The organism is Mycobacterium zoologicum (assembly GCF_020181635.2).
Classification (GTDB): Bacteria; Actinomycetota; Actinomycetes; order Mycobacteriales; family Mycobacteriaceae; genus Mycobacterium; species Mycobacterium zoologicum.
The window spans coordinates 135038-157531 of the sequence record NZ_JAYJJS010000007.1; the positions used below are offsets into that span (position 1 = coordinate 135038).

General features: G+C 67.7%; 23 protein-coding genes. 9 read left to right on the top strand and 14 right to left on the bottom strand.

Annotated elements, in window-relative coordinates; translation table 11 throughout:
• The first annotated feature begins 232 nt into the window (after nucleotides 1-232).
• From K6T84_RS08455 to mnhG, 6 genes are read left to right on the top strand one after another with little or no spacing between them, the layout of a single operon-like run.
• Nucleotides 233-3130, top strand: a complete 2898-nt coding sequence (locus tag K6T84_RS08455) for a Na+/H+ antiporter subunit A (protein WP_225401560.1) — start codon at nucleotides 233-235, stop codon at nucleotides 3128-3130.
• Nucleotides 3127-3591, top strand: coding sequence for a Na(+)/H(+) antiporter subunit C (locus K6T84_RS08460; protein WP_224864669.1), 465 nt, complete (start codon nucleotides 3127-3129; stop codon nucleotides 3589-3591). Before K6T84_RS08455 ends, K6T84_RS08460 begins: the two co-directional genes overlap by 4 nt.
• Nucleotides 3588-5186 (top strand): Na+/H+ antiporter subunit D, encoded by a 1599-nt coding sequence (locus K6T84_RS08465; RefSeq protein ID WP_225401561.1) that lies wholly within the window; start codon nucleotides 3588-3590, stop codon nucleotides 5184-5186. The genes K6T84_RS08460 and K6T84_RS08465 overlap by 4 nt, the downstream gene beginning before the upstream one ends.
• On the top strand, nucleotides 5183-5713 hold the full coding sequence (locus K6T84_RS08470; RefSeq protein ID WP_224864671.1) for a Na+/H+ antiporter subunit E: 531 nt from the start codon (nucleotides 5183-5185) through the stop codon (nucleotides 5711-5713). The genes K6T84_RS08465 and K6T84_RS08470 overlap by 4 nt, the downstream gene beginning before the upstream one ends.
• On the top strand, nucleotides 5710-5991 hold the full coding sequence (locus tag K6T84_RS08475; RefSeq protein WP_224864672.1) for a monovalent cation/H+ antiporter complex subunit F: 282 nt from the start codon (nucleotides 5710-5712) through the stop codon (nucleotides 5989-5991). The genes K6T84_RS08470 and K6T84_RS08475 overlap by 4 nt, the downstream gene beginning before the upstream one ends.
• Entirely contained in the window at nucleotides 5988-6377 is a 390-nt protein-coding gene (mnhG, locus tag K6T84_RS08480) for a monovalent cation/H(+) antiporter subunit G (protein WP_224864673.1), read from the top strand. Before K6T84_RS08475 ends, mnhG begins: the two co-directional genes overlap by 4 nt.
• On the opposite strand, the gene K6T84_RS08485 is transcribed toward mnhG, so the two are convergent.
• The 14 genes from K6T84_RS08485 to K6T84_RS08550 form a co-directional block, all read right to left on the bottom strand.
• Nucleotides 6328-6936 (bottom strand): class I SAM-dependent methyltransferase, encoded by a 609-nt coding sequence (locus K6T84_RS08485; protein ID WP_225401562.1) that lies wholly within the window; start codon nucleotides 6934-6936, stop codon nucleotides 6328-6330. The two genes, mnhG and K6T84_RS08485, sit on opposite strands and share 50 nt — an antisense overlap.
• Nucleotides 6937-6962: 26 nt before the next feature.
• Nucleotides 6963-7469: an LpqN/LpqT family lipoprotein gene (locus K6T84_RS08490; RefSeq protein WP_224864675.1), complete on the bottom strand. Its 507-nt coding sequence runs from the start codon at nucleotides 7467-7469 to the stop codon at nucleotides 6963-6965.
• A 19-nt stretch (nucleotides 7470-7488) separates the two neighbouring features.
• Complete coding sequence (locus K6T84_RS08495; RefSeq protein WP_224864676.1) at nucleotides 7489-7743, bottom strand: hypothetical protein; 255 nt, start codon at nucleotides 7741-7743, stop codon at nucleotides 7489-7491.
• Nucleotides 7744-7807: 64 nt separating this feature from the next.
• Nucleotides 7808-9178, bottom strand: a complete 1371-nt coding sequence (locus K6T84_RS08500) for a putative alpha/beta hydrolase (RefSeq protein WP_225402097.1) — start codon at nucleotides 9176-9178, stop codon at nucleotides 7808-7810.
• Nucleotides 9178-9354: a DUF2563 family protein gene (locus K6T84_RS08505; RefSeq protein WP_224864677.1), complete on the bottom strand. Its 177-nt coding sequence runs from the start codon at nucleotides 9352-9354 to the stop codon at nucleotides 9178-9180. Before K6T84_RS08505 ends, K6T84_RS08500 begins: the two co-directional genes overlap by 1 nt.
• Nucleotides 9351-10088, bottom strand: a complete 738-nt coding sequence (locus K6T84_RS08510) for a sensor domain-containing protein (protein ID WP_224864678.1) — start codon at nucleotides 10086-10088, stop codon at nucleotides 9351-9353. Before K6T84_RS08510 ends, K6T84_RS08505 begins: the two co-directional genes overlap by 4 nt.
• Nucleotides 10085-10720 (bottom strand): DUF2563 family protein, encoded by a 636-nt coding sequence (locus K6T84_RS08515; protein ID WP_224864679.1) that lies wholly within the window; start codon nucleotides 10718-10720, stop codon nucleotides 10085-10087. Before K6T84_RS08515 ends, K6T84_RS08510 begins: the two co-directional genes overlap by 4 nt.
• 60 nt (nucleotides 10721-10780) lie before the next feature.
• Nucleotides 10781-11386 carry a DUF1707 SHOCT-like domain-containing protein gene (locus K6T84_RS08520; RefSeq protein ID WP_224864680.1) on the bottom strand — a complete coding sequence of 202 codons (606 nt, stop codon included), beginning with the start codon at nucleotides 11384-11386 and terminating at the stop codon, nucleotides 10781-10783.
• A gap of 56 nt (nucleotides 11387-11442) precedes the next feature.
• Nucleotides 11443-12279, bottom strand: coding sequence for an enoyl-CoA hydratase family protein (locus tag K6T84_RS08525; RefSeq protein WP_224864681.1), 837 nt, complete (start codon nucleotides 12277-12279; stop codon nucleotides 11443-11445).
• A complete protein-coding gene (locus K6T84_RS08530; RefSeq protein WP_225401563.1) occupies nucleotides 12279-13457 on the bottom strand; it encodes an acyl-CoA dehydrogenase family protein in 1179 nt (392 codons plus the stop codon). Before K6T84_RS08530 ends, K6T84_RS08525 begins: the two co-directional genes overlap by 1 nt.
• The gene (locus K6T84_RS08535) at nucleotides 13454-15424 is read right to left on the bottom strand and encodes an acetyl/propionyl/methylcrotonyl-CoA carboxylase subunit alpha (protein ID WP_225401564.1); all 1971 of its coding nucleotides are present in this window, start codon (nucleotides 15422-15424) and stop codon (nucleotides 13454-13456) included. The genes K6T84_RS08530 and K6T84_RS08535 overlap by 4 nt, the downstream gene beginning before the upstream one ends.
• Nucleotides 15425-15432: 8 nt before the next feature.
• The gene (locus K6T84_RS08540) at nucleotides 15433-17028 is read right to left on the bottom strand and encodes an acyl-CoA carboxylase subunit beta (RefSeq protein ID WP_225401565.1); all 1596 of its coding nucleotides are present in this window, start codon (nucleotides 17026-17028) and stop codon (nucleotides 15433-15435) included.
• Nucleotides 17025-18173, bottom strand: a complete 1149-nt coding sequence (locus tag K6T84_RS08545) for an acyl-CoA dehydrogenase family protein (protein WP_224864686.1) — start codon at nucleotides 18171-18173, stop codon at nucleotides 17025-17027. The genes K6T84_RS08540 and K6T84_RS08545 overlap by 4 nt, the downstream gene beginning before the upstream one ends.
• On the bottom strand, nucleotides 18170-19870 hold the full coding sequence (locus K6T84_RS08550) for an acyclic terpene utilization AtuA family protein (RefSeq protein WP_224864688.1): 1701 nt from the start codon (nucleotides 19868-19870) through the stop codon (nucleotides 18170-18172). The genes K6T84_RS08545 and K6T84_RS08550 overlap by 4 nt, the downstream gene beginning before the upstream one ends.
• A gap of 176 nt (nucleotides 19871-20046) precedes the next feature.
• Here K6T84_RS08550 and rpmF point away from each other — a divergent pair, with 176 nt between their 5' ends.
• From rpmF to K6T84_RS08565, 3 genes are all read left to right on the top strand, one after another.
• The gene (gene rpmF, locus K6T84_RS08555) at nucleotides 20047-20220 is read left to right on the top strand and encodes a 50S ribosomal protein L32 (RefSeq protein ID WP_224864689.1); all 174 of its coding nucleotides are present in this window, start codon (nucleotides 20047-20049) and stop codon (nucleotides 20218-20220) included.
• A gap of 83 nt (nucleotides 20221-20303) precedes the next feature.
• Nucleotides 20304-20996, top strand: a complete 693-nt coding sequence (locus K6T84_RS08560) for a response regulator transcription factor (RefSeq protein WP_224864691.1) — start codon at nucleotides 20304-20306, stop codon at nucleotides 20994-20996.
• Nucleotides 20996-22453, top strand: a complete 1458-nt coding sequence (locus K6T84_RS08565; RefSeq protein ID WP_224864692.1) for a HAMP domain-containing sensor histidine kinase — start codon at nucleotides 20996-20998, stop codon at nucleotides 22451-22453. The genes K6T84_RS08560 and K6T84_RS08565 overlap by 1 nt, the downstream gene beginning before the upstream one ends.
• The last annotated feature ends 41 nt before the right edge of the window (nucleotides 22454-22494 follow it).

Consider the following 22494-nt stretch of genomic DNA (forward strand, 5'->3'; position numbering starts at 1 on the left):
GGCGCCTCGCCAGTTCGCCACGGAGACTGGAGACAGTTCAGTCAGGATCCTTGGTGCGCATTGAGCAGACGGTACGATCCGGGCGTGGGTACGCAGGTCCACGAGGCGGTCTACCGTTTTGCCCGGGTGGGCAGTCGTTGACGTGTGTCCGACTGCGGCGCCGTCCGGCGCGTTGTCGCATGCTGCCGTGTCCTGATACCGATACCTCGATGAGACCGGTCCGTGGAGAGTGATGCTCGCGATACTGCTTACCCATGCTGTTGGCACGGCTGCGGCACCGACCATGGTGCGCAGGTGGGGTCGATCGGCGTTCTATCCCTTGGGCGCTATCCCGTTGCTGTCACTGGTGTGGGTGGTGGGGAATTGGCCGCCCGGACCGGGTGACGACCGGCGGGCGCTGATCAGCTGGGTGCCCGGACTGTCGATGGACATCGCGCTGCGCTTTGACACGCTGGCCGCAATCATGTGCGTGCTGGCGTTGGGAATCGGTGCGCTGGTGCTGTTCTACTGCGCCGAGTATTTCCGCCCGGTCAGCCCGCACACCGAACTCGACCCGCGACTGCCCAGCTTCGCCGCGAAAATGCTGGGGTTCGCCGGATCGATGTTCGGGCTGATGGTCGCCGACAACATGTTGGTGCTCTACGTGTTCTGGGAACTGACCACGGTGTTGTCGTTCCTGCTGATCGGCCACTACGCCGAACGCGCGGTCAACCGGCGCGCCGCCATCCAGGCGTTGGTGGTCACCACAGCCGGTGGGTTGGCCATGTTGGTCGGCATCATCATGCTGGGCCAGACCGCCGGCAGCTACCTGCTGTCGGACCTGGTGGCCGATCCGCCGTCGGGGACGGTCGTCACCGTCGGTGTGCTGCTGGTCCTGGTCGGCGCGCTGAGCAAGTCGGCGATTGTGCCGCTGCACTTCTGGCTGCCGGGCGCGATGGCGGCACCGACACCGGTCAGTGCCTACCTGCACGCGGCCGCGATGGTCAAGGCTGGGATTTATCTGGTGGCGCGGTTGACGCCGGGATTCGCCGACTCGCCGGGATGGCGGCCGACGGTGGTGGTCCTGGGCCTTGCCACCGCCCTGTTGGCGGGCTGGCGCGCGATCCGCGAATACGACCTGAAGCTGGTGTTGGCCTACAGCACGGTCAGCCAGTTGGGAATGATGATCGTGCTGGTCGGCGGCGGCGGTCGCGATCTGATGTTGGCCGGCCTGACCGCCATGTGCGCACATGCGGCGGCCAAGGCGGCGCTGTTCATGGTGGTGGGGATCATCGACCATGCCACCGGCACCCGCGATCTGCGCGAGCTGGCCGGACTGGGCCACCGCGCGCCGGGGCTGTTCGTGGTTGCGGCGGCGGCCGCCGCGAGTATGGCCGGGGTGCCACCGTTCATCGGCTTCATCGCCAAGGAGGCCATCTACGGGACCGAGGCCCAGGCACCCGCGCTGGGTTCCTCCGGCCCGTACGTCTTGGGTGCGGCGGTCGTCGCCTCGATGTTCACCGTGATCTACAGCGCGCGGTTCATCTGGGGCGGCTTCGCAAGCAAGGGCCAGACCGAACCCAGCGTCGACGTCGCCGAGATGCACCGGCCGACCATGGCTTTCCTGGCGGCGCCGGCCGTATTGGCCGCCGCCAGCCTGGCCCTGGGCCTGTGGCCGTTGGTGCTGGACACCGCGCTGCACGGCTACGCCGACACCGTGCCCTACGGGATGACCTACCACCTGGCGCTGTGGCACGGTGCGGGACTGCCGGTGTTCCTGTCGGCGGGGGTACTGCTGGTGGGCTTCGGGGTGTTCGCCGCGCGCGGCCCACTGCGGCTGGCCCGGCTGCGCCAGCTGCCGCTGGGCAAGGCCGATCAGATGTACGACGACTTCCTGCGGGTGCTCGATGTGGCCGCGGTGCGGTTGACCGCGATCACCCAGCGTGGGTCCCTGCCGGTCAACCAGGCGGTGATCTTCGCGACGCTGGTGCTGCTGCCGCTGACGGTGCTGATGTTGGGTGCGCGTGACCGGGTCGATCTGCGGCTGTGGGATACGCCGTTGCAGCTCACGCTGGCCGTGTTGGTGGTTTCCGGCGGGATCGGGGCCACGGTGGCTCGCAACCGGCTGTCCGCGGTGTTGATGGTCGGGGTGACCGGGTATGGCTGCGCCGCGGCGTTCGCGTTCCACGGGGCTCCGGACCTGGCGTTGACCCAGTTGCTCGTCGAGACCGTGACCCTGGTGATCTTCGTGCTGGTGCTGCGAACGCTGCCGGCGGAGGCCGAGCGTCCCTCGATGGCGATGAACCGGCTGCCCCGGGCGTTGCTGGCCATGTCGGTCGGCGCCGCCGTCTCGGTGCTGGGGGCCTTCGCGATGGCGGCGCGCACCCGCGACGGGGTGGCCGGCCTGCTGCCTGCCGAGGCCTATGAGCGCGCCTACGGTGCCAACACCGTCAACGTGATCCTGGTCGACGTCCGGGCCTGGGACACCCTCGGGGAGATCTCGGTGTTGCTGGTCGCCGCGACCGGAGTGGCTTCGATGGTGTTCCGCAACCAGCGGTTCGGCCGCGCGCCACGCATCACCGACGCCGGCGAACACCGCAAGGATTTGGGTGTGGCCACCCCCTACAGCCCGGCCATCGCGTCCACCACCTGGCTGCGCGGCAGCGACTACCACGATCCCAATCAGCGGTCGCTGGTGTTGGAGGTGACGACCCGGATCATCTTCCCGCTGATCATGGTGGTCTCGCTGTATTTCCTGTTCGCCGGGCACAACCACCCGGGCGGAGGTTTCGCCGGCGGGCTGGCCGCCGGGCTGGCACTGGCTCTGCGTTACGTGGCCGGTGGGCGATACGAGCTCGGTGAGACCCTGCCGCTGGACTCGGGCAAGATCCTGGGCGTCGGGCTGAGCCTGGTCGGGGGGACGGCGCTGGCGTCGCTGTTCTTCGGTGCGCCGGTGCTGTCGTCGGCGGCATGGGCGTTCACCCTGCCCGTGCTGGGCCCGGTCAAGGTGGTCTCCTCGGTGTTCTTCGATGTGGGGGTGTACCTCGTCGTGGTCGGGATGGTGCTCGATGTGTTACGCAGCCTCGGTGCCCGACTGGACCAGGAACTGGAATCGCGGCGCGCTCGTCGACCGATAGCGAGGACGTCATGACCGCACATCTGGTTCCGCTGCTGATGGCCGCCGGGCTCACCGCCTGCGGGGTGTACATGTTGTTGGAGCGCAACCTCACCCGGGCGCTGCTGGGCCTGATGATGATCGGCAATGCCATCAACCTGTTGATCATCGACGTCTCCGGGCCGGGCGGTAGCCCGCCGATCTACAACAGCACCGAGGGGATGGAGACCGACGCCGACCCATTGGCACAGGCGATGGTGTTGACCGCCATCGTCATCACTATGGGTATCGGCGCGTTCGTGCTGGCTCTGACCTACCGCTCCTACAACCTGACCACCACCGACGACATCGGTGACGACCACGAATCCACCAGGCTGTCCCAACTCTCCGACGAGGAGATCATCGCCGCCGAGGAAGACCACAGCGAGCCGGTGGCGCCCGGCGAACTGGACGCCGTCGTGGAAAGCGCCGTCACCGAAAGCGGGGTGCTGCGGTGAGCCTCGCTGCTGTGCTGATCCCGCTTCCGGTGCTGCTGCCCACCTTGGGTGCGGCGCTGACCCTCATCGTCGGCCGACGGCCGAAGTTGCAGCGGCCGATCACGATTGGGGTGCTGTGCGCGGTGGCCCTGGTCAGTGCCGCATTGCTGTATCTGACCGACCGGGACGGCACCCTGGTGTTGCATGTCGGTGGCTGGGGCCCGATCGAGGGTGAGATGGGGCCGCTGGGCATCAGTTTGGTGGTCGACCGGTTGTCGGCGCTGATGCTGGTGGTGTCGGCGGTCGTGCTGCTGGCGGTGATGGTCTACGCCATCGGGCAGGGAGTCCGCGACGGCGATGACCGTCAGCCGGTGTCGATCTTCCTGCCCACCTACCTGACCCTGGCCACCGGTGTCTCCCTGGCCTTCCTGGCCGGTGACCTGTTCAACCTGTTCGTCGGATTCGAGATGCTGCTGGCGGCGAGCTTCGTGCTGCTGACCATCGGCGCCAGCGCCGAACGCATCCGCGCCGGGATCGGCTACGTGATGGTCTCGATGACGTCGTCGTTGATCTTCCTGCTCGGCATCGCCCTGGTCTATGCCACCACGGGCACGCTGAACCTGGCGGAGCTGGCCACCCGGACCGGCGACCTGCCCGGCGGCACCCGCAGTGCGGTGTTCGCGGTGTTGCTGGTGGCGTTCGGTATCAAGGCCGCGGTCTTCCCGCTGTCGGCCTGGTTGCCCGATTCCTATCCCACCGCGCCGGCCCCGATCACCGCGGTGTTCGCCGGCATTCTGACCAAAGTCGGTGTGTACGCGATCATCCGAGCGCATTCGCTGCTGTTTCCCGAAGGCGGGCTGGACTCGGTGCTGCTGGTCGCGGCGCTGCTCACCATGCTGGTCGGCATCTTCGGTGCGATCGCACAGAGCGACATCAAACGGATCCTGTCCTTCACGTTGGTCAGCCACATCGGTTTCATGGTGTTCGGGGTCGCCCTGTCGAGCGAGCTGGGCATGTCCGGCGCCATCTTCTACGTGATGCACCACATCATCGTGATGACGACGTTGTTCATGGCGGCCGGACTGATCGAACGCCAAGGCGGTGCGTCGTCCGTGAAGCGTCTCGGTGGGTTGGTGGCCAACCCGTTGCTGGCGTTCCTGTTCCTGGTTCCGGCATTCAATCTCGGTGGCATTCCGCCGTTCTCGGGCTTCATCGGCAAGACCGCGGTGCTGCAGGCCGGAGTCAGCGACGGCTCGGTGCTGGCCTGGTGCCTGGTGGGCGGTGCGGTGGTGACCAGCCTGCTGACCCTGTTTGTGCTGGCGCGGGTGTGGACCAAGTCGTTCTGGCGGTTGCGCAGCGACGCCCCCGAGGGAGCGCTGGTGAGCGCCGTGCCGCCGGTACTGCTCGACGACGTCGCCGAGGTTGCCTACGACGACCGCGACGACGTGGGCCGGATGCCGGTTGGGATGGTGGTGCCGACGCTGGCCCTGATCGCGTTAGGGCTGGCGTTCACCGTGCTGGCCGGACCGATCTTCGGCTACACCGAGCGCGCCGCAGCCGAGGTGCTCGACCGCGGCGAGTACATCTCGGCGGTATTGAGCGGAGGTGCGCCGTGAGGACTATCGCGCTGCGGATCTTCGCGGTGTGCGCGCTGTCCCTGATCTGGACACTGCTGTGGGGTAGTTTCACCGTCCCCAACATCGTCCTCGGGATGGCGGTCGCCGTGATGATCATGGTGTTGCTGCCGCTGCCACCGGTGCCGGTCCAGGGACGGGTACATCCGGTGCCGTTGCTGAAGCTCATCGGGCTGTTCGGCTGGTATCTGGTCGCGTCCAGTGTCCAATTGATGTGGCTGGCAATCAAACCCGGGCCGCCGCCGCTCACCGGGGTGTTGCGGGTGCCACTGACCATCAAGTCCGATCTGGTGTTGGTACTGGCCTCGAGCATCACCACCCTGATTCCCGGTTCGATGGTGCTGGAGATCGACCAGGTGCGACGCATCCTCTATTGCCACGTGATCGACGTCGGATCGGCGCAGTCGGTCGAGAGGTTCTATCACCAGGTCGCACAGGTGCAGCGCCTGTTGCTGGCCGCATTCGAGCGCGACTCCGAATGGATGCCGGTGGGAGGAGGGAACTCGTGAACGTGCTGTGGGGTGGTGCGGGCGTGCTGTTGGGGATCGCCGCGGTCATCACGATGTACCGACTGCTGGCCGGACCGTCCACGCTGGACCGGTTGGTGGCATTGGACACCCTGGCTGCGATGACGATGTGTGGAATCGGCACGTGGGCCGCGGTCACCCGGGACACCACCGCGACCTACAGCCTCGCGGCGCTGGCTCTGGTGGGCTTCATCGGATCGGTGAGTGTGGCTCGGTTCCGAGTGCCCGACGAGCCGCTGGACTCGGGGAGGCAGCCGTGATGGCGCTCGACGTGATCGCTGCGGCGCTGGTGCTCGCCGGGTCGGTGCTGGCGCTGACGGCGGCGATCGGGGTGGTCCGGTTTCCGGACACCTTGGCCCGGATGCACTCGGCCACCAAGCCCCAGGTGTTGGGGCTGATCCTGGTGCTGGTCGGGGCGTTGATCCGGCTGCGCGGCAGCCACGACGCCGGGATGGTGACCGTGAGCATCATCTTCACCCTGATCACCGCGCCGGTGGTCGCGCACCGGGTCGGCCGGCTGGCCTACCAGGAGCAGGACATGACCGAAGTGCTGGCCGTCGACGAGTTGGTAGAGCTCACCGACGAGGATCAGGATGTCAGTCGACCGGGCGCAGCACCGCCACCAGGAAATCCGAGTCCGCGGTGAACGGACGCAGATCCCAAGTGCCCAAACGTAATTCGGCGGTGAGGCCGGCCGTTGTAGCGTCGTCGAAGAACTGGTCGAACTCGTAGTCGCGGTCGGCGCCGAAGCCGATCACGATGCGCCCGTCGTCGGCGCAGTGCTTGCGCAGCCGCCGCAGGATCTCGACGCGGGTGCTGGGGGCGACGAACGTCATGACATTGCCCGCCGAGACGATCACGTCGAACGGCTCGGCGATTCCGCGGGCGGGCAGATCGAGCTCGGCGAGGTCGCCCACCAGGTAGCGAGGTCCGGGATAGTCCTGCTCGGCGGCCTCGATGAGTTCCGGGTCGACGTCGACGCCGACCACGTCGTGCCCGTCGGCGGCCAGCACACCGGCCACCCGGCCCGGGCCGCAACCGGCGTCGAGGATGCGCGCGCCCCGAGCGGCCAGCGCGTCCACGAACCGTGCTTCGCCGGCCAGATCGTTACCGGCGCGGGCCATTTCGCGGAATCGTTCGATGTACCACTGCGAATGCCCGGGATCGTCGGCGACTTTCTGCATCCAGAGGCTCTGCTCGACCATGGGTGCATTGTCGCAGGGCGGGCGCGCTACTGCTCCGGCAGGCGGACTTCGAGTGAGTCCAGGATCGACTTCTTTGCGGTGACGTAGTGCGGGTTGTCGGCGTCGGTGGTCTGGATGGTGACGGTGACGGCCCAGATCCGGTTCTTGGCGTTCTGAATTGCGACGATCAGTCCGGTCGCGGCGCGGCCCTGCAGGTTGTAGTCGATGGTTCTGCTGGCGAAACCCGACACGGTGCCGGGGCTTTCGGTGTCGATCTCGCCGACGATGTCGATGATCGCGGCGCGCTCCTTGGCCAGGGCCTGCGACGGGACCCCGGCCTGGCCGGTGAGCTCTTCAAGGGTGACGACGGCATTGGGCGTGAACCCGTGCAGTCGCAGGTCCTGGTTGTAGACGATGCCGCGAATCGAGGTCTCGTCCTTGCCCGGCATGAACTCCCAGCCCGGCGGCTGGGGGAGGGTGATCGTCGGCTCGTCGGGGGTGCGGGGGGCCAGCTGGATGGGTTGTGCACCGGGCGGCGGGTCGGTGGTTTCCATGGGAAGTCCTTTCGATGCGTCAAGAACGAGAACCAGGCCATCGCCCGATCGGCCAGCGCTTGCGGAGATAGATGCCGCCGAAACCGAGGTAGGCGAAGATCGCTCCGACCACGAAATTCCAGATCAGGTCGGATACTCCGGGGTTTGTCGCCGGGTGGTACAGGCCAAGGGCGAAGAGTCCGGTGCACGCCACCGGCCCGACAAGCCAATACAGCCACTTCGACGTCGTGTTCTTCCGTGGGTCCACGGGTATGGCGATGGCAAGCATCACCATGGTGGCGAGAATGGCGATGCGTTCTGAGTTACTGATGGTGATCGTTCTCCCTTATCGGCCCGGCTCAGCCGAACAGGCCGCGCCAAACGCTGTGGCCCACATCGGCAAGCTCTTCGCCCATCTTCTTGCCGATCTCGCTGCCGGCCAGGCCGCCGACCACCGCGCCGACGCCGGCGCCGATGACGGTTCCGGCCCCCGGGGCGATCATGGTCCCGATAAAGGCCCCGGCTTCGGCCCCGGTACTGGCGCCTACCAGGCCGCCGCCGATATCACCTGCGGTCTTGGCGCCGACGTCGACCAGGGTGGTGCTCACGGCGGCACCGTTCTGGACGTCGTTGACGCCCTCCATGATCCCGTTGGCTACGGTCACGACGTTTCCTGCCATACCCAGGCGTTTGCCGAACTTCTCGACGGTCTCCAACGCAGTGCCGGTAGGGACGCCGCCGGGAATTGCGGAACTGGGCGATCCGCCCGGTACGAAGCCCGGCATCCTCGAAACGTTGCCGGGTACGTTCGCTCGTTCACCGGCCGCGGCGAGGCCGTCGCCGACATTGCCCCACTTCCCGGTGATCTCCTTGGGCGGGGGCGGTGTCGGTTGCACCAGCGGCCCCCCGGCAGGTCCCATCATCGGCGTGCCGGGCGGAACGGCGGGCGGGGTAGCGGGGTTGCCGGCGTCGCCGACGGGTGGGGTGCCGTTGTGCGTGCCGCCTGCGCCGCCGTCGGCTCCGGGTGTGCCGTTGGGGGTGCCCGGGGTGCCATTGGGGGTGCCGGGGGTCGGGCCGCCCTTGCCGCCGTCGGCCCCGGCGGGCGGCGGTTCCTTCTCGGCGTCGTAGGCGGCGATGTTGGGGGTGTAGCCGTCTTTGGTCCGCAGGTTGGTCAGGGCCTGCTTCAGCGTTGCGGAATAACCGTTGCGGATCACCGTGGCGTTGTGCGCGGCGGTCTTCGTGTCGTCCTTGGCCAGCTGACGGGCCTGCTGGATGTCGGTTTGATGGTTCTGGCCCTGCTGCTCCTGGGTCAGGTACTGGCCGATCCGGTTGTCCAGCACGATCAGGTTGGCGTTGAGCCCGGTGATGTTGGCCTGCGAGGACGCCCGGGCCTGGGCCAGGTCGCCGGCGATGGTCTCCAGGTCGGCGGCGATCTGGCCCAGCTGTTCGTTGGTTGCGTGCAGGCCGTCTTTGACCCGCTGCACCTCGGCGCCGTTGTTGATCGGCTGCTCGCCGTTCTCGCGGTTGTACTGCTGGAAATGCTGCTGGGCGGTGGTGAAGGTTTCCTCGGCCGAGGTTGTCGAGCCGGCGGCTTGATGGAACGCCTGGGCCAGGAAGTTGATCTGGGTCGGACTGCCGGACTGCAGGCTGTCATCGACCGCCCACGGGTCACCGCCGGCCGCGGCGATCAGGTCATCGATCTGCAGATGTTGCAGCGGGGGGCGGCTCACTACCCAGTGCCGTGTGCGCCGACGTCTCGTAGCAACTGGGCGTTGTGGTTGTCCATGGTGGTGAAGGTGGTGGCGGCGGTGCGGACGTTGTGGGCGATGCCGGTGAGGTTCTGGTGGTGGCCTTTGAGGGCGTCGCGGTGGTCGTCTTTGGCGCAGCCAAGGAATACGGAGGTCATTTCACGCGGTCCGTGATGTTTTGAAGAATTCTGTCCATGACCCGCTCACTTTCGGGGAATCCCAATGCCGAGAGGTTGATCAACGCGGGACCTTTGACATGGTACATGGCTCTTGAATCGTTGCCATAATTAAGCACCACGGTCGACTTGTCGGGTCTATTGACGACGAAGTCATAATACTTGGCGTGCAGAGCGGAGCATTCGATCAGTGCCGGGATGAGGCGTTCGAATGTGGCATTCGCTGTGTCTCTATCTGAGTAGATCCCGACGGCCTGGCCGACCATCAGCGGTTTGGGTGGTAGGGACGCGGCGGCGCCGGTGGAGTCGGGCGGCATGGGTCCGGGTTCGTGTGCGGCGGTTATCGGTTCATAGGCGAGCCCGTTGTAGACGGTCGATCGAAACTGAATCCAATCGCTGCCGAATGCGACCTGCGGGTCGAAAACCCGGCAGGGCCCTGGGGGCTCAGAACTCGGGTGGTGAGGCTGATGATCATCGCCATCGGGGTTCGATGTCAGGCCGTCGACGCCGGTTATCTGACGCACGGCATCGAGGCTGACCACCAGCGAATCGGCGGCACCGGGTGACATGGGGCGGGTGCCCGTCTGGTCGGCGCAGTCCGGCTGGGCGCAGGCCGACGTAACTACCACGACACCGCAGATGAGTACGCCGAACTGGGCGACTTTACCCACCGCGGCGCGGATCGGAGACCGGTGAATATTCCTCTCCCCGATCATCGGTGGGGCGCGGATGTTGGTTGCCCGGGTGGTGGCGCGGGCGGCAGGAACGTTACTGGGATATTGTACTGCTTGTACCCTGCCACGATGCCTGCCAAATCTCCTTGGAGTTGTACGAATTCGGCATACCGCTCAAGATATTCGGCCTGATTCAGCGGCGCCGGTTTGTTGCTGTAACTGGCTAAATCGGTCCCATATGTGACCAGTTGTGTATTGAGGTCGGCAACCGCTAGATTTCTCGGATCTCCGGGCGGATATGGATTTGTCGGCACCGTAACGTATGGATTCAACGGTATCGGGGGCGGTCGACGGGGAGAAAGCGGAACTGGTCGCCGCAGTCCGGCGCCCAGCAACTGGGCGTTGTGGTTGTCCATGGTGGTGAACGTGGTGGCGGCGGTGCGGACGTTGTGGGCGATGCCGGTGAGGTTCTGGTGGTGGCCTTTGAGGGCGTCGCGGTGGTCGTCCTTGGCGCTGCCCAGCGCGGTGTGGAAGCTGTGCGCGTCGTCGAAGTCACCGAATATGCCATGGGTGACACCGGCTGCGCCCAGCCGCTGGGATCCGGTGTCGGCGTGCCCGCCGGCGTCGTCGGCGACGTTGGCGCCGGTGCGCAGTGCGTGGGGAACGACGTGCATGGTCTTAGGGCCTTCCGTGCCTGGGTAGCTCCGTAAAGCGTACCGAGCGACGCGGAGGCGTCAATTCACCTCTGACCTGCGGCGCTTGCGGCCTTTGCGCTTGATCCCGACCCCGCCCCACAGCGAGAAGCCGCGGATCTTGACCGTCGGTGCGCCCGGGGCGCCGGTGCCGTCGACCTGGTGGTCGAAACCACCCATCACCCCGTGGCCGCGGATGTCGACGTTGACCTCGGGCGGCAGCAGGATGGTCTGCCCGCCCATGATCGAGTAGGCGTTGATCTCGACGTCCGGCGAGGTGAAGTCGGCATACCGCAGGTCGAGGACTCCGCCGCCCCACAGCGAGAACGTGGTGAGCCGCTTGGGCACGTTCCACCGGCCACGGCGCTCGAAAGCGCTCAGGATGGCCAGCAGCACGGTCGACGGCGCGGGCTTGCAGTCACCGCCGCGGCACACCGACGATCCCGGAAGGTCGGCGCGCAGCCCGTCGAGTTCGTCGTAGGTCTGCGCGGCGTAGGCCTTGGCCAGCCGGTTCTCGTACTCGCTCATCGGCAGCTGGCCCTGCGCGACGGCGTCGCCGAGCAGCTGCGCCAGCTGAATCCGGTCGGTGTCATCGGCACGCGACGCGGTGCTGGTGGCATTGTGATTGCGCCGGGTTGAGTTCCTCATTGGCTAGACAGCCTACGACGAACTGATCTGCCGCGAGCAGGGTTGGCTGATGTTGCCTATTCCGCCCAGCTGGGACGACGTTTCTGTAGGAAGGCCAGCATTCCCTCGCGGGCCTCCTCGGAGACGAACATCCGCGCCGAGGCGACGCTGAGCCGCTCGGCGTCCCGGTCGAATCCGGCCAGCACCGCCGCGGTGGTCAGCGCTTTGGAGGCTGCCAGGCCCTGCGGCGAACCGAGCCGCAGGTCGGCCACCAGGCCCGCGACGGCGGCGTCGACGTCGTCGGCCGCCAGGGTGATCAGCCCGATCTCGGCGGCCTGGGCGGCGCCGAACTTCTCGCCGGTCAGGTAGTAACGGGCCGCCGCCCGCGGGGCCAGCTTGGGCAGCAGCGTCAGCGAGATGATCGACGGGGCAACCCCGATCCGGGCCTCGGTCAGCGCGAAGGTGCTCGCCGGCCCGGCGACCGCCAAGTCGCACGCACCGACCAGCCCCATCCCGCCGGCCCGCACGTGGCCGTCGACCTTCGCGATCACCGGGCGCGGCGACTCCACAATCGCCCGCATCAGCGCCGCCATCTCGCGGGCCCGGTCGGCGGCCAGATCGCTCGGTTCACGCGGCGGTCCCAGCTTCACCTCTCCTCCGTCGAGCCTCGCTGAACCGCCGGGGTCACCCCCGGAGGCCTCGCTCAGGTCGGCGCCGGCGCAGAACGTGTTGCCGGTGTGGCCGAGCACCACCACTCGCACGTTCGGGTCGGCGGCGGCGTCGCGCAGGCCGGCGTGCAACTGGGCCACCAGCCTGGAAGACAACGCGTTGCGGTTGTGCGGCGAGTCCAGGGTCAGCCGGGCCGACCCGTCGCCGGTCTCCTCGGGCCCGGTGTAGCGAACCAGGACATCCATCAGTAGGACCGGGGCAGACCCAGCGACGTCTGCGCGACGAAGTTCAGGATCATCTCCCGGCTCACCGGCGCGATCCGGGCCAGTCGCGACGATGTGACGGCCGCGGCGATGCCGTACTCCTTGGTCAGGCCGTTGCCGCCCAGGGACTGCACCGCCTGGTCGACCGCGCGCGTCGAGGCCTCACCGGCGGCGTACTTGGCCATGTTGGCCGCCTCCGCGGCACCGAAATCATCGCCGGCGTCATAGAGCGTCGCCGCCTTCTGCATCATCAGCTTGGACAGCTGGATCTCGATGTGGTTCTGCGCCAACGGATGCGATAGGCCCTGGTGCGATCCGATCGGGGTCTTCCAGACCTGCCGGGTGGTGACGTAGTCGACGGCCTTGCCGATGGCGAACCGGCCCATGCCCACTGCGCTGGCCGCACCCATGATGCGTTCCGGGTTGAGGCCGGCGAACAGCTGCGCGATGGCCGCGTCCTCGGAGCCCACCAGTGCATCGGCGGGCAGTCGCACGTCATCGAGGAACACCTGGAATTGACGCTCCGGGCTGACCAGCTCCATCTCGATCGGCGTGTAGCTCAGTCCAGGGGTGTCGGTGGGGACCACGAACAACGCCGGTCGCAGGTTGCCGGTCTTGGCGTCCTCGCTGCGGCCGACCACCAGAATTGCCTGGGCCTGGTCGACGCCGGAGATGAACGTCTTCTGGCCCTTGAGGATCCAGTCGGACCCGTCGCGGCGGGCGGTGGTGGTGATCTTGTGCGAGTTCGACCCGGCGTCGGGTTCGGTGATGGCGAACGCCATGGTCAGCGATCCGTCGGCGATGCCGGGGATCCACCGCTTCTTCTGCTCGTCGGTGCCGAACTTGGAGATGATGGTGCCGTTGATGGCCGGTGAGACGACCATCATCAGTAGCGCGCAGCCATTCGCCGACATCTCTTCCATGACCAGCGACAGCTCGTACATGCCGGCGCCGCCGCCGCCGTACTCCTCGGGCAGGTTGACGCCGATGAAGCCGAGTTTGCCTGCCTCGTTCCACAATTCGTCGGTGTGCTGACCGGCGCGGGCCTTCTCCAGGTAGTAGTCTTGGCCGTAGTTGCGGGCCATGGCGGCGACCGCCTCGCGCAGTGCGCGACGTTCGTCGTTTTCGATGAAGCTGGTGTCGCTCGTCGAATCAGTCACAGTGGATCTCCTTCGGGTTGTTCTACGCGGGCCAGTACGGCACCGACTTCGACTTGATCGCCGGGTTTGACGTCCAGTTGGGTGAGCACTCCGTCGGCCGGTGCTGTGATGGTGTGCTCCATCTTCATGGCTTCCAGCCAGATCAGCGGCTGGCCGCTGGTCACCTGGTCGCCGACGGCGGCACCCAGCCGGATCACGTTGCCGGGCATGGGCGCCAGCAGCGATCCCTGCTCGACCGCGGAGTCCGGGTCGGGGAAGCGCGGCTGCGCCACCAGGTGTACCGGCCCGGCGGGGGAGTCGACGTAGATGTCGGCTCCGTACCTGGCGACGGCGAAGGCGCGCGCCACCCCGGTCGCATCCGCCAGCACCACCTGGCCCGGGGTGGACGAGACCAGGCTGACGTCGTCGTTGACGGTCAATCCGGTTCGGCTGAAACGGTATTCGACCCGGTGCTCGGCACCATCGTCGTCGGTGTAGGTCTTGGCCTGAAATCCCGACGCCACGTTGCGCCAACCGCCGGGAATGGAGCCGAATGCCTGTGCGGCGGCACGGTTCTGCGCCGCGTCGGCCAACGCGGCCGCCACCGCGGATGCCCGGACGGTCGCGGCGTCGGCCAGCGGCGCGGACAGTTCGGCCAGGCCGTGGGTGTCGAAGAACGCCGTGTCGGTGTCGCCGTCCAGGAATGCCGGATGCCGCAGCACATTGACCAGCAGGTCGCGGTTGGTGCGCAGGCCGTGCAGCCGGGCGCGGTGCAGCGCGGTGGCCAGCACGGTGGCCGCCTGCCGGCGGGTGGGTGCGTAGCTGATCACCTTGGCCAGCATGGGGTCGTAATGGATCGACACCGTCGAGCCGTCCTCGATGCCGGAGTCCAGTCGAACCCCGGTGTGCCGGCACAGGGTGTGGAATCGTGCGGTGACCCCGGGGATGTCGACGGCGTGCACCGGCCCGGCCTGTGGCTGCCAACCCCGCGCCGGGTCCTCGGCATACAGTCGCGCCTCGATGGAGTGGCCCTGCGCCGCAGGCGGTTCCGGGTCCAGTCGCGCGCCGTCGGCGACTGCCAGCTGCAGTTCGACCAGATCGCAGCCGGTGGTCTCCTCGGTGACCGGGTGCTCGACCTGCAGCCGGGTGTTCATCTCCAGGAAGTAGAACGCGCCGTTGTCGTCGGCCAGGAACTCCACCGTTCCTGCCCCGGTGTAGCCGATCGCGCCGGCGGCCAGCCGGGCGGCCTCGAACAGCCTGGCCCGCATGCCGGGCGTGCGTTCGACCAGGGGCGAGGGGGCTTCCTCGATGACCTTCTGGTGGCGGCGCTGAATGGAGCACTCCCGCTCGCCGACCGCCCACACCGTGCCGTGTGCGTCGGCCAGCACCTGCACCTCGATGTGGTGGCCGGTCGGCAGGTAGCGCTCGCAGAACACGGTCGGATCGCCGAAGGCCGATGCGGCCTCGCGCTGTGCGGCCGCGACCTCGTCGGCCAGCGCCGACAGTTCGTTGACCACCCGCATGCCGCGCCCACCGCCGCCGGCCGAGGCCTTGACCAGCACCGGCAGTTGGTCGGCGGTGACGGTGGCCGGGTCGAGTTCTTCCAGAACCGGCACGCCGGCGGCGGCCATCATCTTCTTGGACTCGATCTTGGAGCCCATCGAGGTCACCGCGGCGACCGGCGGTCCGATCCAGGTCAGCCCGGCGGCCTGCACTGCGGCGGCGAATTCGGCGTTCTCGGAAAGGAATCCGTAACCGGGGTGGATGGCATCGGCGCCGGCGGCGCGGGCCGCGGCGATGATCGCCTCGGCTGACAGGTAGCTGGTGGTCTCCGGCAGGTGCACCTTCGCGTCGGCTTCGGCGACGTGCGGCATACCGGCGTCGGGGTCGGTGTAGACCGCGACGGTGCCCAGGCCCAGCCGGCGGCAGGTAGTGAAGACCCGCCGGGCGATCTCGCCGCGATTGGCCACCAGAACTGTTGTGATCATGTCGGTCCTCACATCCGGAAGACGCCGAAGTTCGACGTCCCCTTGATCGGGCCATTGGCGATGGCGGACAAGCACATTCCTACGACGGTGCGGGTGTCGCGCGGGTCGATCACCCCGTCGTCGTAAAGCCTGCCGGACAGGAACATCGGCAGTGACTCGGCCTCGATCTGGGCTTCGACGGCGGCGCGCAGCGCGGCGTCGGCCTCCTCGTCGACTTCCTGTCCGCGCGCGGCCGCGGCGGCCCGGCTCACGATCGAGAGCACACCTGCCAGTTGTGCTCCGCCCATCACCGCCGACTTCGCCGACGGCCAGGCGAACATGAACCGCGGGTTGTAGGCGCGCCCGCACATGCCGTAATTGCCCGCACCATAAGATGCGCCGATCACCAGCGAAATGTGCGGCACGGTGGAGTTCGACACCGCGTTGATCATCATCGAGCCGTGCTTGATCATGCCGCCTTCCTCATAGGCGCGCCCGACCATGTAGCCGGTGGTGTTGTGCACGAACAGCAGTGGGGTGTCATAGCGGTTGGCCAGCTGGATGAATTGGGTGGCCTTCTGCGCCTCCTCGCTGAACAGCACACCGCGCGCGTTGGCCAGAATGCCCACCGGGTAGCCGTGCAACCGGGCCCAGCCGGTGACCAGCGACGAGCCGTACAGCGGCTTGAACTCATCGAAGTCGGAGCCGTCGACGATCCGGGCGATCACCTCGCGCGGGTCGAACGGGATCCGCAGGTCGGCCGGCACGATGCCGATCAACTCTTCGGTGTCGTACTCGGGTTCGACGACGGCGACGGGTTGGGGGCCCCGCTTGACCCAGTTGAGCCGGGCCACGATGCGCCGCCCGACCCGGATCGCGTCGGTTTCGTCGACGGCGAAGTAGTCGGCCAGCCCCGACGTGCGGGCGTGCATCTCCGCGCCGCCGAGGGCTTCGTCGTCGGACTCCTCACCGGTGGCCATCTTCACCAGCGGCGGACCGGCCAGGAACACCTTCGAGCGTTCCTTGATCATCACGACGTGGTCGGACATGCCGGGGATGTAGGCGCCGCCGGCCGTGGAGTTGCCGAACACCAGGGCGATGGTGGGGATGCCGGCTGCCGACAGCCGGGTCAGGTCGCGGAACATTTGCCCGCCGGGGATGAAGATCTCCTTCTGGGTGGGCAGGTCCGCGCCGCCGGACTCGACCAGCGAGATCACCGGCAGCCGGTTCTCGTACGCTATCTGGTTGGCCCGCAGCACCTTCCGCAGCGTCCACGGGTTGGAGGTGCCGCCCTTGACGGTCGGGTCGTTGGCGACCAGCAGACACTCCACCCCGGACACCACGCCGATCCCGGTGACCACGCTGGCCCCGACCTGAAATGAACTGCCCCAGCCCGCCAGCGGGCACAGTTCCAGGAATGGCGAGTCCGGGTCGATGAGCAGCTCGATGCGTTCCCGGGCGGTGAGTTTGCCTCGGGCGTAGTGCCGTTCGACGTATTTAGCGCCGCCGCCGGCCAGCGCCTTGGCGTGCTCGGCGTCGAGTTCGGTGAGCTTCTCGGTGAGCACGGACGCCGCGTCGGCGTATGCGGCCGACGACGGGTCCAACGTGGACTTCAGTACGGTCATGATTGGTATCCAAGCGTTTTGGCGGCCAATGAGGTGAGGATTTCGGTGGTTCCGCCGCCGATCCCGATGATCCGCATGTCGCGGTACTGGCGTTCCACCTCGGACTCGGACATGTAGCCCATGCCGCCGAACAGCTGCACAGCCTGGTTGGCCACCCACTCGCCCGCCTCGACCGCGGTGTTCTTGGCGAAACACACCTCGGCGATCAGGTTGAACTCCCCGGCCAGCTGCCGCTCGACGACGTGACGGGTGTAGACCCGGGCCACGTCGATCCGGCGCGCCATCTCGGCCAGGGTGTTCTGCACGGCCTGCCGCGAGATCAGCGGACGGCCGAAGGTCTCCCGGTCCCGGCACCAGGCCAGCGTCAGCTCCAGGCAGCGCTGTGCACTGGCGTAGGCCTGCGCGGCCAGCCCGACCCGTTCGGAGACGAAGGCCGCGGCGATCTGGGCGAAACCGGTGTTCTCCGCGCCGACCAGGTTTGCCGCCGGCACCCGGGCATCGACGTAGGACAGCTCGGCGGTGTCCGAGGAGCGCCAGCCCATCTTGTCCAGCTTGCGGCTCACCTCGAATCCGGGGGTGCCCTTCTCCACCACCAGCAGCGACACCCCGGCTGCCCCAGGCCCGCCGGTGCGCACCGCGGTCACCACGTAGTCGGCGCGCACCGCGGAGGTGATGAAGGTCTTGGAGCCGTTGACCACATAGTGGTCGCCGTCGCGGACCGCGGTGGTGCGCAGGTGCCCGACGTCCGAGCCGCCGCCGGGTTCGGTGATGGCCAGCGAGCCGATCTTCTCGCCGGCCAGCGTCGGGGCGACGAACTCCTCGATGAGGCGGGCGTCACCCGAAGCGATCATGTGCGGCACCGCGATACCGCAGGTGAACAACGACGCGAACACCCCGCCGGGTGCCCCGGCGGCGTGCATCTCCTCACAGATGACCACCGCGTCGGCGCCGTCGCCGCCACCGCCGCCGACCTCCTCGGGGAAGCCCGCCCCCAGCAGGCCTGCCTCGGCGGCCTTGCGGTGCAGTTCGCGGGGCAGCTCGCCGGAGCGTTCCCATTCATCGACGTTCGGAGCGATCTCGCGTTCGACGAACCCGCGCACGGTCTTTCGCAGCGCCTCGCGTTCAGGGGAGTTCCAGATGCTCACAACAACCTTTCCGGTATGTCGATGTGCCGGCTGCGCAGCCATTCGCCCAGCCCTTTGGCCTGCGGATCGAACCGGGCGTTATAGGCCACGCCCTGCCCGAGAATGTCTTCGATGACGAAGTTCACCGCGCGCAGCTTCGGCAGCAGGTGACGGGTGACCGGCAGTTCGGCGGTCTCGGGCAGCAGCTCGCGCAGCTTGGCTACCGTCAGGGTGTGGGCCAGCCAGCGCCACTGCTCGTCGGTGCGCACCCACACCCCGACGTTGGCCGAGCCGCCTTTGTCGCCGCTGCGGGCGCCGGCGATCGACCCCAGCGGGGCGCGCCGGGTCGGGCCGGCCGGTGGTGGTTCGGGAAGGTCGGGTTCGGAGGCAGCGGCGAGTTCGAGCGTTTCGGTGGCGGGCGCGATGTCGGTGCGCGACCCGTCGGCGTGCACCGCGACGTGCGGCACCTCATCGGCGGGGACATAGCCCGGGGTGAACACCCCGTAGACCTGGCCGTCGCCGGGCGGGGTGGTGACGCAGAAACCGGGGTAGCTGGCCAGCCCCAGTTCGATGGCCGGCGCGGTGAACTGTCGGCCGACCTTGGCGGGGTCGCGGTCGCGGACCGCGCAGTGCAGCAGGGCGCTCGCCGCCTCCTCGGTGTCGGCGTCGACGTGGTCGGTGCGGGCAAGCGTCCACTCCAGTTCGGCGGGCCGAACCGTCAGGGCCGCCTCCAGTTGGGCCTGGATCAAGGCGGCCTTCGCTTCAATGTCCAGTCCGGTCAGCACGAACGTGAACGCGTTGCGGAAGCCGCCGATGCTGTTGCACGACACCTTCAGCGTCGGCGGCGGCGGCTCGCCGGTCACCCCGGAGATGCGCACCCGGTCCGGGCCGTCGGGGCTCAGCTCGATGCTGTCCATCCGGGCGGTGACGTCCGGGTTGGCGTACCGGGCGCCGGTGACCTCGTAGAGCAGTTGCGCGGTGACGGTGTCCACGCTGACCAGGCCGCCGGTGCCGGGGTGTTTGGTGATCACCGATGAGCCGTCGGGGTAGATCTCGGCCAGCGGGAAACCGGCATGCAGCATCTGTGCCGTCGGAATCTCGGTGAAGAAGGCGTAGTTGCCCCCGCTGGCCTGGACACCGCACTCGATCACATGGCCGGCGACCACCGCCCCGGCGAGCCGGTCGTAGTCGGTGCGGCCCCAGCCGAAGTGCGCGGCGGCCGGGCCGACGATCACCGAGGCGTCGGTCACCCGGCCGGTGATCACCACGTCGGCTCCGGAGTTCAGGCACTCGACGATGCCCCAGCCGCCCAGGTAGGCGTTCGCCGTCAGGGGGCTGCCCAGCCCGAGCTCGGCCGCGCGGGGGAGCAGGTCGTCGCCCTCGACGTGGGCGACGGTGGCCGGGATACCCAACCGGTCGGCCAGTTCGCGTACCGCGGTGGCCAGACCGGCCGGATTGAGCCCGCCGGCATTGGCCACGATGCGCACGCCCTTGTCGTGGGCCAAGCCGAGGCATTGTTCGAGTTGGGTGAGGAAGGTCTTGGCGTAGCCGCGCTCCGGGTGCTTCATCCGGTCACGGCCCAGGATCAACATGGTCAGCTCGGCGAGGTAGTCGCCGGTGACAAAGTCCAGGTCACCTTGGGTGAGCATCTCGCGCATCGCGGCATGTCGATCGCCGTAGAAGCCCGAGCAGTTGCCGATCCGAACGGCTGCCGTCATCGGCCCTCCCATCAATCAACCAACCGGTAGGTTAGTCGGTACCAAGGGTGTCGCGTCAAGGTGTCTCAGCCGACGGGTCTAACCATTTTGGAGCCGACGCTGGTCACCCGCTATCCTTTCGGGAGTCCGTCGCTGGCGTCTAGCGGCAATATGTCAACTTGAGGAGAGGCTCGACCATGGCCGTGCCGAAGCGCAGGATGTCGCGCGCGAACACCCGTAGTCGCCGCGCGCAGTGGAAGGCCGAGGAAACCGGCCTGGTCAACGTGTCGGTCGCCGGCCGGGCGCACAAGGTTCCGCGCCGGTTGCTGAAGGCCGCTCGGCTGGGCCTGATCGACCTCGACCGCCGCTAAAAGGCCTAAATAAGGCCTAATAAGGTCCCGACACGAGCGGTGCCTTACCCACCAGAACGCCCATCAATGATTGGATGGCAGTCATGGCTACCCGGGTACTGGTTGTAGATGACGACCGCGCAGTGCGCGAATCACTGCGCAGGTCTCTCTCGTTCAATGGCTATTCGGTCTCGCTGGCCACCGACGGCGTCGAGGCGCTCGAGGCGATCACCAGCGATCGTCCGGACGCGATGATTCTCGACGTGATGATGCCGCGGCTGGACGGCCTGGAGGTCTGCCGTCAGCTGCGCAGCACCGGTGACGACCTGCCGATCCTGGTGCTGACCGCCCGCGACTCGGTCTCCGAGCGGGTGGCGGGCCTGGACGCCGGCGCCGACGACTACCTGCCCAAGCCGTTCGCCCTGGAGGAACTGCTGGCGCGGATGCGGGCGCTGCTGCGCCGCACCACCGCCGAGGACCTGTCGGAGTCGGTGGCGATGTCGTTCGAGGACCTGACGCTGGACCCGGTGACCCGCGAGGTCACCCGCGGTGAGCGTCAGATCAGCCTGACCCGTACAGAGTTCGCGCTGCTGGAGATGCTGATCGCCAACCCGCGCCGGGTGCTGACCCGTAGCCGCATCCTCGAAGAGGTGTGGGGCTTCGACTTCCCGACCTCGGGCAATGCGCTTGAGGTCTACATCGGGTACCTGCGTCGCAAGACCGAAGCCGAAGGGGAGCCACGGTTGATCTACACCGTTCGCGGTGTGGGTTACGTGCTGCGCGAGACCCCACCCTGATGCAGCTGTTCCGCCGGAGGCAGGGCGGCGATACAGACGAACAGAAGACTTCCCTGTCGTTGCGCTGGCGGGTGATGCTGCTGGCGATGTCGATGGTGGCATTGGTAGTCATCCTGATGGCCGTCGCCGTCTACGCGGTGATCTCGGCGGCGCTGTACAAAGACATCGACAATCAGCTGCAGAGTCGCACCGAGATGCTGATCGCCAGCGGCTCGCTGGCCGCCGATCCGCGCAAGGCCATCGAGGGCACCGCCTACTCCGACGTCAACGCCATGCTGGTCAACCCGGGCCGGTCGATCTACACCGCCAATCAGCCGGGCCAGCGGATGCCGGTGGGGCCGCAGGAGAAGGCCGTCATCCGCGGCGAGCTGTTCCTGTCGCGGCGCACCGCCGCAGGCCAGCGGGTCCTGGCGGTGCATCTGCCCAACGGCAGCACGCTGCTGATCTCCAAGAGCCTCGCCCCCACCCGGGCGGTCACGATAAAGCTGCGCTGGGTGCTGCTGGTCGTAGGCGGGGCGGGAGTGGTGGTGGCTGCGGTGGCCGGCGGCATGGTCACCCGCACCGGCTTGAGACCGGTGGGCCGACTCACCGAGGCGGCCGAGCGGGTGGCCCGCACCGACGATCTGCATCCGATTCCGGTCTACGGCAGCGACGAACTGGCGCGGCTCACCGAAGCCTTCAACGCCATGCTGCGAGCGCTGGCCGAGTCGCGCGAACGCCAGGCCCGACTGGTCGCCGACGCGGGGCACGAACTGAAGACTCCGCTGACGTCGTTGCGCACCAACGTCGAGCTGCTGATGGCCTCGGCCGCGCCCGGCGCCCCGCCGCTGCCCGAAGAGGAGATGGCTGAACTGCGTGCGGACGCGATCGGTCAGATCGAGGAATTGTCCACGCTGGTAGGCGATTTGGTGGACCTCACCCGTGATGACCAGCGCGAGGCGGTGGTCGAGCAGGTGGACATCACCGAAGTCGTCGATCGCAGCATGGAACGAGTCAGGCGGCGCCGCAACGACATCGAGTTCGACATCCAGGTGCTGCCCTGGTATGTGCACGGCGACGCCGCGGGCCTCTCGCGTGCGGTGTTGAATATGCTCGACAACGCCGCCAAGTGGAGCCCCTCCGGAGGCGTGGTCGGGCTGCGGATGCGGCGCCTGGACTCCACCCACGTCGAGATGGTGGTCTCCGACCAGGGCCCGGGAATCCCGGAGGACCAACGGGAATTGGTGTTCGAACGGTTCTACCGGTCCGACCAGGCCCGGGCGATGCCCGGTTCGGGGCTGGGGTTGGCGATCGTCAAACAGGTGGTGCTCAAACACGGCGGTGCGATCACCATCGAAGACACCGCGCCGGGAGGCAAACCGCCCGGCACGTCGATCCGAATGGTGCTGCCCGGCTCGCCCGTCTCCGGCGGCGCCGAATCGGCCGCAACAGTCACAGGCGGTTCTCAGTCCGCGTAGGCATGGTGGTGAAGCAACGTCGCCGCAGCCGCGTCACTAGG